We start from the raw sequence: 8752 nt of genomic DNA, 5'->3' as shown, positions 1-8752 counted from the left end.
CACCCCGCCGCCCGGCTACGGGTACCCGCACGAGGCCGGCCGGCCGTTCCCGCCCGCTCCCGGTGAGCCGCACGGGCAGGCCACCGCCGGCCAGCCGTACCCGTACGCCGCCCCGCCGATGCCGACGTACGGCCACGGGGGATGGGCGCACTACCAGCAGAAGCCGCCGACCAGCGGGATCTGCACCGCCTCGATGGTGGTCGGCATCATCGCGGTGGTGGTCACCTGCACCATCTGGGGCGCGTTCCTCGGCATCCTGATGGGCCCGGTCGGTCTCGGCCTCGCGGTGGCGGCCCGCCGGCGGATCAACCGCGGCACGGCCCACGGCAGCGGCTTCGCCACCGCCGGACTGGTGCTCGGCATCGTGGCGACGGTGCTGTCCGCGGTGCTGGTGGCCCTCCTGGTGTTCGTGCTCTCGGAGACGGCCTCCGAGGAAGGCCCCGGGTCCGGAACCGTGGAGTACGAGTACGACGCCCGGATGAACCACTCGGAGACCGAATTCGTCGTGTAATCAAAAGGCAACGACGGAATCCCTTGTTCCCGTGACGACTTCCTGCCAGGATCGGCCACCATCACCGGCCGACGCCGCATCACGCCCTTGTGAGGCAGGAGAGCTCGATGGTCCAGCGCTTCGACGTGGCCGCCCGCTTCGCGGACGGCGTCCAGTACCTCGACGGAAAGCCCGCCGCGGGCCGTTCGGGGCGCGCCCAGGTCATCACCGACCCGGCGACCGGGGAGCAGGTCCTCCGCTACGAACTGGCCGCCACCGCCGAGGGCGACGACGCGGTCGCCGCCGCGTCCCGCGCGCTGCCGGGGTGGGCGGCGGCGCCGCCGGCCGAGCGGTCCGACGCACTGCACCGGTTCGCGGCGGTGCTCGCCGACCGGGCCGGTGAGTTCGCCTACGCCGAGTCCCTCCAGTGTGGCAAGCCGATCCGGCTTACCACCGAGTTCGACGTGCCGGGCTCGGTCGACAACGCCTCCTTCTTCGCCGGCGCCGCCCGGCACCTCCAGGGCACGGCCGCCGCCGAGTACTCCGGCGACCACACCTCCTACGTCCGACGGGAACCGGTCGGGGTGGTCGGCTCCGTCGCACCCTGGAACTACCCGCTCCAGATGGCTGCCTGGAAGGTGCTGCCGGCGATCGCCGCAGGCAACACCATCGTGCTCAAGCCCGCCGAGACGACACCGCTGACCTCGTGGATGTTCGCCGCCGCGGCCACCGAGGCCGGGCTGCCGGACGGCGTGGTCAACATCGTCTCCGGGGCCGGCCCCGAGGCGGGCGAGCACCTGGTCTCCCACCCCGACGTGGCCATGACGTCCTTCACCGGGTCCACCGAGGTCGGACGCCGGGTGGCGGAGCTCGCCACCCGCGGCGTCAAGCGACTGCACCTGGAACTGGGCGGCAAGGCGCCCTTCGTCGTCTTCGACGACGCCGACCTGGAGGCGGCGGTGCACGGAGCCGTCGCCGGGGCCCTGATCAACACCGGCCAGGACTGCACCGCCGCCACCCGCGCCTACGTGCAGCGCCCCCTCCACCAGGCCTTCGTCCAGGGCGTCGCCGACCTGATGGCGAGCGTCCGCCTCGGTGACCCCTTCGACGCGGACACCGACCTGGGGCCGCTCATCTCGTACGCCCATCGAGACCGGGTCGCCGGCTTCGTCGAGCGCGCCAGGGCCTACGCCACCGTGGTCACCGGCGGCGGCCCGCCGTCGTTCGCCGCCGGGGACCCGATGGCCCGCGGAGCCTTCTACCGGCCCACGCTCGTCACCGGGGCCCCGCAGGACAGCGAGATCGTGCAGCGTGAGGTGTTCGGTCCGGTGCTCACCGTGCTGCCCTTCGACAGCGACGACGAGGGCCTGGCCCTCGCCAACGACTCGCCCTACGGGCTGGCCGCGTCCGCCTGGTCCCGGGACGTCTACCGTGCCGCCCGCGCCACCCGCGAGATCCGGGCGGGCTGCGTCTGGGTCAACGACCACATCCCCATCATCAGCGAGATGCCGCACGGCGGCTTCCGCTCGTCCGGCTACGGCAAGGACATGTCGGCCTACTCCTTCGAGGAGTACACGCAGGTCAAGCACGTCATGTACGACAACACCGCCATCGCCCGCAAGGACTGGCACCGCACGGTCTTCGGCACCCGCTGAACCGCCGCCGGCCCTCCCGGCAACCCCCCACTCCTTCCCTGAACACCTCCCAGGAAGGCAGTACCGAAGTGAAACCCCCTCAGAACGCCGACGACCTCTGCGCCGACCTGCCCGAGTCCGTCCAGGCGGCGTGGCAGCGCAGCCTCACCAGCGGACGAGCCGCGATGTCCCGCCGCCGCCTGCTCACCGGCATGTCGGCCGTCGCCGGCGGCGGCCTGCTCGCCGCCTGCGGCATCCCGCCGGCCCAGGGCGGTGGCACCGAACCGGACGAGAGCCAGGACCGCTCGGACCGCGACAAGACCCTGACCTTCTCGAACTGGCCGCTCTACGTGGACGTCGACGACGAGGACGAGAGCCGGCGGCCGACGCTCGACGCCTTCCAGCGCGAGTCCGGCATCAAGGTCAAGTACATCGAGGACATCAACGACAACAACGAGTTCTACGGCAAGATCAAGCCTCAACTCGCCGCCGGCCAGGACATCGGCCGGGACCTGGTGTGCCTCACCGACTGGATGGCCGGACGCCTCATCCGGCAGGGCTGGGCGCAGCGCCTGGACCCGGCCAACATGCTCAACGCCGTCGCCAACCTCGAACCGCGCTTCCGGGTCGCCCCGCACGACCCGGGCCGCCAGTTCAGCTACCCGTGGGCCGGCATCGCGACCGTGGTGGCGTACAACAAGAAGGCCACCAAGGGCAAGGCGGTCACCAGCGTCAGCCAACTGCTGGAGGACGAGTCCCTCAAGGGCCGCGTCTCGCTGCTCACCGAGATGCAGGACACCGTCGGCCTGACGCTGCTCGACATGGGCAAGGACTCCACGACGTTCACCGCCGACGACTTCGACGCGGCGATCGCCCGCATCCAGAAGGCCGTCGACCGCAAGCAGGTCCGCCGGTTCACCGGCAACGACTACGTCGACGAACTCGACCGGGGTGACATCGCGGCCTGCGTCGCCTGGGCCGGCGACATCGTCCAGCTCCAGTTCGACAACCCCGACGTGGAGTTCGCGGTGCCCGCCGCCGGTTACCTCTTCGGCACCGACGACCTGCTGGTGCCCGCCGGGGCGAAGCACAAGAAGAACGCCGAGGCCCTGATCGACTACTACTACCGGCCCGAGGTCGCCGCCGAACTGGCCGCCTGGGTCAACTACATCACGCCGGTCGCCGGAGCCGGGCCGGAGCTCGCGAAGATCGACGAGGACCTCGCCGGTGACCCGCTCATCGTGCCGGACGCGGACATGATCGCCAAGGGCCGCAACTTCCGTCCGCTCTCCGCCGCCGAGGAGCGCGACTTCGAGGACAAGTTCGCCAAACTGATCGGCGCCTGAGCGCCCCGGCCCACGTTTCGAGGAACGGCCCGCCACATGACTGCCATCACGCTTTCCCAGGTCAGCAAGGTCTACGGGGACGTCACCGCCGTCCACCCCCTCGACCTCACCATTCCCGAGGGTTCCTTCTTCGCCCTGCTCGGCGCCTCCGGCTGCGGCAAGACCACCACCCTGCGCATGATCGCCGGGCTGGAGGAGCCCACCACCGGCCGGGTGCTGCTCGGCGAGCAGGACATCACCGACCTTCCGCCGCACCGGCGGCCCGTCAACACCGTCTTCCAGAACTACGCCCTGTTCCCGCACCTCAGCGTCCACGACAACGTGGCGTTCGGGCTGCGCCGGCGCGGCATCGGCTCGGTCGGCAAGCAGGTCGACGAGATGCTGGAACTCGTCGAGCTCGGTGGACTCGGCCGCCGCCGGCCCCGGCAGCTCTCCGGCGGCCAGCAGCAGCGGGTGGCCCTGGCCCGTGCCCTCATCAACCGCCCCAGCGTGCTGCTTCTCGACGAGCCGCTGGGCGCGCTCGACCTGAAACTGCGCCGCCAGATGCAGCTGGAGCTCAAGCGCATCCAGACCGACGTCGGCATCACCTTCGTGCACGTCACCCACGACCAGGAGGAGGCCATGACGATGGCCGACTCGGTCGCGGTGATGTACGGCGGCCGGGTCGAGCAGCAGGGCCCGCCCGCGGACCTCTACGAGAACCCCCGCAGCACCTTCGTCGCCAACTTCCTCGGCACGTCCAACCTGGTCAGGGCCGAGGTGGCCGAGACCTCGGGCGGCGAGATGACCCTCCGGGCCGGCGGCGGCACCCTGCGCCTCCCGGCCGGACGGGCCCCCGAGGGCACCGGCCGCGGCGACGCGGTACCGGCCGGGGTGCGCCCGGAGAAGATCTCCATGGTCGCCGCCGACGACGCGGCGAGCGTGCCCGCCGGCCACAACCAGCTCACCGGCACCGTCACCGACACCGGGTTCCTCGGCGTCTCCACGCACTACCTGGTGTCCAGCCCGGCCTGCCCGGAACTCACCGTCTACGCCCAGAACACCGGGCGGAACGCCCGCCTCGCGCCCGGCGCCGAGGTCGTCCTGCACTGGCAGCCCGAGCACACCTTCGCCCTCGACGCCACGCAGGCCATCAACGCCGGCACCGAGGAGGCGACGCCGCGATGACCGCACCTCCCGCCCTCGGGGCCGCCGCCCCCGAGACGGCACCGCCCGACCCGCCGCCCCCGGCCCCCACCGGACGCCGCCGGCTCACCGCCTACTGGCTGCTGCTGCCCGCCGGCCTGTGGCTGGCCGTCTTCTTCGTCGCGCCGCTGTTCTACCAGGCGTCCACCTCCGTGCAAACCGGCTCGCTGGAGGAGGGCTACCGCGTCACCTGGCACTTCGCCACCTACTGGGAGGCGCTCCGGGACTACGGGCCGCACTTCCTGCGGTCCTTCGGCTACGCCGCCGTCGCCACCGCGCTCTGCCTGGTCATCGGCTACCCGCTCGCGTACTTCATCGCCTTCCGGGCCGGCCGCTGGCGCGGACTGATGCTGGTCATGGTCATCGCGCCGTTCTTCACCAGCTTCCTCATCCGCACCCTCGCCTGGAAGACGATCCTGTCCGACGGCGGCCCGGTGGTGTCCGTGCTCGGCGCGGTCGGCGTGCTCGACGTCACCAGCTGGCTCGGCCTCACCTCCGGCGAACGTGTGCTCGCCACCCCGCTCGCCGTGGTCTGCGGGCTCACCTACAACTTCCTCCCCTTCATGATCCTCCCGCTGTACGGCTCGCTGGAACGGATCGAGCCCAGCCTGCACGAGGCCGCCCGCGACCTGTACGCCACACCCGCCACCACCTTCCGCAAGGTGACCTTCCCGCTGTCGCTGCCCGGCGTCGTGGCCGGCACACTGCTCACCTTCATCCCGGCGTCCGGCGACTACATCAACGCGCAGCTGCTCGGGTCACCGAACGAGCAGATGGTCGGCAACGCCATCCAGAAGCAGTTCCTCAACGTGCTCGACTACCCGACGGCGGCAGCCATGTCGTTCATCCTGATGGCCCTGATCCTGGTGATGGTGACGGTCTACATGCGCAGAGCGGGAACGGAGGACCTCGTCTGATGTCCGCCATGCTGACCTCCACCACCCGCTGGATCCGGCGCAACCTCGTCGTCGTCGCCGGCCTGCTGGCGCTGTCCTACCTGCTGATACCCAACCTCGTCGTCCTGCTGCTGTCGTTCAACAAGCCCGCCGGCCGCTTCAACTACGAGTGGCGCGAGTTCTCCACCGACGCCTGGACCGACCCGTGCGGCGTCGCCGAGATGTGCGGATCGCTCGGCCTGAGCCTGCGCATCGCCGTGCTGGCCACCCTGGTCGCCACCGTCTTCGGCACCCTGGCCGCGTTCGCCCTCGCCCGCTACCGCTTCCGCGGCAAGTCCACCACCCAGGCGCTGGTGTTCCTCCCCATGGCCATGCCCGAGGTGGTGATGGCGGCCTCCCTGGGCACGCTGTTCCTCAACATGCGCGTCGGCTTCGGTTTCGTCACCATCCTCATCGCGCACATCATGTTCTGCCTCAGCTTCGTGGTCGTCGCCGTCAAGGCGCGGGTGGCGTCCATGGACCCCCGGCTGGAGGAGGCCGCCCGCGACCTCTACGCGGGGCCGCTCCAGACCTTTCTGCGGGTCACCCTGCCGCTGGCCGCGCCCGGCATCGCCGCCGGCGCCATGCTGAGCTTCGCGTTGTCCTTCGACGACTTCATCATCACCCAGTTCAACGCCGGCCCGTCCACGGTGACCTTCCCGATGTTCGTCTGGGGCGCGGCGCAACGCGGCGTCCCCGTGCAGGTCAACGTGATCGGAACCGCGATGTTCGTCATCGCGATCGCCGTCGTGCTCGCCGGCCAGGTCGCCGGCAACCGCCGCAGAAGGAGCCGATGACCGTGGACGTCCGCCCGTCGCTCGCCGACGCCTCACCCGTGCCCTTCTGGCTCGACGACCCGGAACGCCCCAGGGCGCTGCCCCGGCTGGTCGGTGACGAGCACTGCGACCTGCTCGTCGTCGGCGGCGGCTACAGCGGCCTCTGGACGGCGCTGCTCGCCAAGGAACGCGACCCGTCCCGCGACGTCGTGCTGATCGAGGCCCGCGAGTCCGCGTGGGCCGCCTCCGGCCGCAACGGCGGTTTCTGCGCCGCGTCCCTCACCCACGGCATCGACAACGGCGTCAACCGCTGGCCCGGCGAGATGGCCGAACTGGAACGGCAGGGCCTGCGCAACCTGGACGGCATCGAGGCGGCCGTCGCGCGCTACGACATCGACTGCGACTTTCGGCGCAGCGGCGAGATCGACGTCGCGACCGAACCCCACCAGGTGGACGAACTGCACGAGGCGCACCGGCGGGCCACCGAACTGGGCCTGGACGCCGGCGAGTTGCTGGACGGAAAGCAGGTGAGGGCGGAGGTCAACTCGCCGACGTTCCTGGCCGGCCGCTGGGACCGCGACGGCGTCGCCATGCTCAACCCGGCCCGCCTCGCCTGGGGACTGCGGCGCGCCTGCCGGGAAGTGGGCGTGCGCATTCACGAGAACACCCCGGCGCTGGGCCTCGCCGCCCGCCCGGCGTCGATGGCCGTCCGCACCCCGCACGGCCGGGTCTTCGCCCGCCGGGTGGCGCTCGGCACCAACGCCTTCCCGTCGCTGCTCCGCCGCGTCCGCCCCTACGTCGTGCCGGTCTACGACTACGCGCTGATGACCGAACCGCTCGGCCCCGACCAGCTCGCGGCCATCGGCTGGAAGCACCGGCAGGGACTCAGCGACAGCGCCAACCACTTCCACTACTTCCGGATGTCCGCGGACCACCGCATCCTGTGGGGCGGCTACGACGTGCTATACCACTTCGGCAGCCGCATCCACCCCGACCACGACCAGCGCCCGGAGACGTTCCACACCCTCGCCCGGCACTTCTTCCGCTGCTTCCCGCAACTGGAGGGCGTGCGCTTCACCCACAGCTGGGGCGGCGTCATCGACACCTGCTCCCGCTTCTCGCCGTTCTTCGGGACCGCGCACGACGGCCGCGTCGCGTACGCCGCCGGATACACCGGCCTCGGCGTCGGGGCGACCCGCTTCGGCGCGGACGTCATGCTGGACCTGCTCGACGGGGAACACACCGAACGCACCGCGCTGGAGATGGTCCGCAGCAAGCCGCTGCCGTTCCCGCCCGAGCCCGTTCGCTGGGCCGGCATCGGCCTCACCCAGCGCGCCCTGCACCGGGCGGACGCCCGCGGCGGCCGGCGCGGGCCCTGGCTGCGCACCCTGGACCGCATGGGGCTCGGCTTCGACAGCTGACCGCCGTCACCTGCCGCTGTCCGTCGCCACCCGCCGCCGTCCGGCCGCACCGCACGCGTTTCCGTTTCCGTCGGCAGAACCACCCTTCCGTGGCGTAATGACCCGCGCCCGCGCCGCTCTCCCCCCGTGACGAGCGGTCCGGACCGGGACCGCCACGACAAGGAGGCAGGCGTCGATGAGCGGCAACACGGGGTCACGCAGCGCGGTGGAGTGGTTGGCGTCGGTGGCCCCCGACCCGGAGGCGTGCCGCTGGGAGTGGGAGCGCAACCCCCTGGGGGTGGTGCTGCTCCCGGCCGGGCGGCTGTGGGACGTACTGATCCTCGGCGGCGCGCTGGGCCACCCCACGCTGGACGTGCTCACCTGCTGCGTCGACCGGCCGGGGCCGGTGCTGGCCGACTTCGGGGAGAAGCGCATGGGTTACTTCGTGCCACCGGGCACCGCGGCACGCTGGGTGGGCACCGGCGTGCGGGGCGCGGGCCGGGGAACGTGGATCGTCGTCCCCCACCCCGGCCGGCAGGCGGGAGGCACCCGCTGGATCGTGCCACCCGACGGCTCCGGCACGCTCACCGATCCGGCGGTGCTGGAACTGGCGATGCACGAGGCGGCGGCCCGCCTCGCGGGCGGTGCCCGCTGAGCGCCGACCCCGCCGCCAGCAGGGCTGTGCCGAGGAGCAGGCTGCCCACCACGTCCAGCGGCCAGTGGTAACCGCGCACCACCAGGCCGACGCAGCACGCGGCGACGGCCAGGACCGCAGCCGCCCGCAGCGCCCACCGGGCCGCCGCGGAACGGGTCAGGGGCGTCAGCAGTGCGACCGCCGAACCGAAGGCGACCAGGGCGGTCGCGGTGTGGCCCGACGGGTAGTAGCCACTGCCGCCGAGCGGACCCGGCCGGTCCAGCAGCGCCTTGCACGGCACCACCAGCAGCGGCACCGCGGCCATCACCACGGCGTGGCGGGCCACCACCCG

The 8752-nt window shown here is 71.9% G+C and carries 9 protein-coding genes; 8 read left to right on the top strand and 1 reads right to left on the bottom strand.

Annotated features, from left to right (window positions below):
• The 8 genes from ACYVE9_RS09465 to ACYVE9_RS09430 all read left to right on the top strand — a co-directional run.
• On the top strand, positions 1 to 511 hold a 511-nt coding region (locus ACYVE9_RS09465; RefSeq protein ID WP_461027306.1), incomplete at its 5' end, for a DUF4190 domain-containing protein.
• A gap of 107 nt (positions 512 to 618) precedes the next feature.
• The gene (locus tag ACYVE9_RS09460) at positions 619 to 2145 is read left to right on the top strand and encodes a gamma-aminobutyraldehyde dehydrogenase (protein ID WP_461027305.1); all 1527 of its coding nucleotides are present in this window, start codon (positions 619 to 621) and stop codon (positions 2143 to 2145) included.
• A gap of 164 nt (positions 2146 to 2309) precedes the next feature.
• On the top strand, positions 2310 to 3470 hold the full coding sequence (locus tag ACYVE9_RS09455) for an ABC transporter substrate-binding protein (protein WP_461027307.1): 1161 nt from the start codon (positions 2310 to 2312) through the stop codon (positions 3468 to 3470).
• Between the two features lie 36 nt (positions 3471 to 3506).
• The gene (locus tag ACYVE9_RS09450; RefSeq protein WP_461027304.1) at positions 3507 to 4637 is read left to right on the top strand and encodes an ABC transporter ATP-binding protein; all 1131 of its coding nucleotides are present in this window, start codon (positions 3507 to 3509) and stop codon (positions 4635 to 4637) included.
• Complete coding sequence (locus tag ACYVE9_RS09445) at positions 4634 to 5572, top strand: ABC transporter permease (RefSeq protein ID WP_461027303.1); 939 nt, start codon at positions 4634 to 4636, stop codon at positions 5570 to 5572. Before ACYVE9_RS09450 ends, ACYVE9_RS09445 begins: the two co-directional genes overlap by 4 nt.
• Complete coding sequence (locus ACYVE9_RS09440) at positions 5572 to 6387, top strand: ABC transporter permease (RefSeq protein WP_461027302.1); 816 nt, start codon at positions 5572 to 5574, stop codon at positions 6385 to 6387. Before ACYVE9_RS09445 ends, ACYVE9_RS09440 begins: the two co-directional genes overlap by 1 nt.
• A complete protein-coding gene (locus ACYVE9_RS09435) occupies positions 6384 to 7787 on the top strand; it encodes an NAD(P)/FAD-dependent oxidoreductase (protein WP_461027301.1) in 1404 nt (467 codons plus the stop codon). The genes ACYVE9_RS09440 and ACYVE9_RS09435 overlap by 4 nt, the downstream gene beginning before the upstream one ends.
• 175 nt (positions 7788 to 7962) lie before the next feature.
• The gene (locus ACYVE9_RS09430; RefSeq protein WP_461027300.1) at positions 7963 to 8421 is read left to right on the top strand and encodes a hypothetical protein; all 459 of its coding nucleotides are present in this window, start codon (positions 7963 to 7965) and stop codon (positions 8419 to 8421) included.
• On the opposite strand, the gene ACYVE9_RS09425 is transcribed toward ACYVE9_RS09430, so the two are convergent.
• Positions 8351 to 8752: phosphatase PAP2 family protein (locus ACYVE9_RS09425; RefSeq protein WP_461027299.1), on the bottom strand; the 402-nt coding region annotated here is incomplete at its 5' end. The two genes, ACYVE9_RS09430 and ACYVE9_RS09425, sit on opposite strands and share 71 nt — an antisense overlap.

It is taken from the genome of Streptomyces sparsus (assembly GCF_054776295.1).
This window is presented reverse-complemented; position numbering and strand designations above follow the sequence as displayed.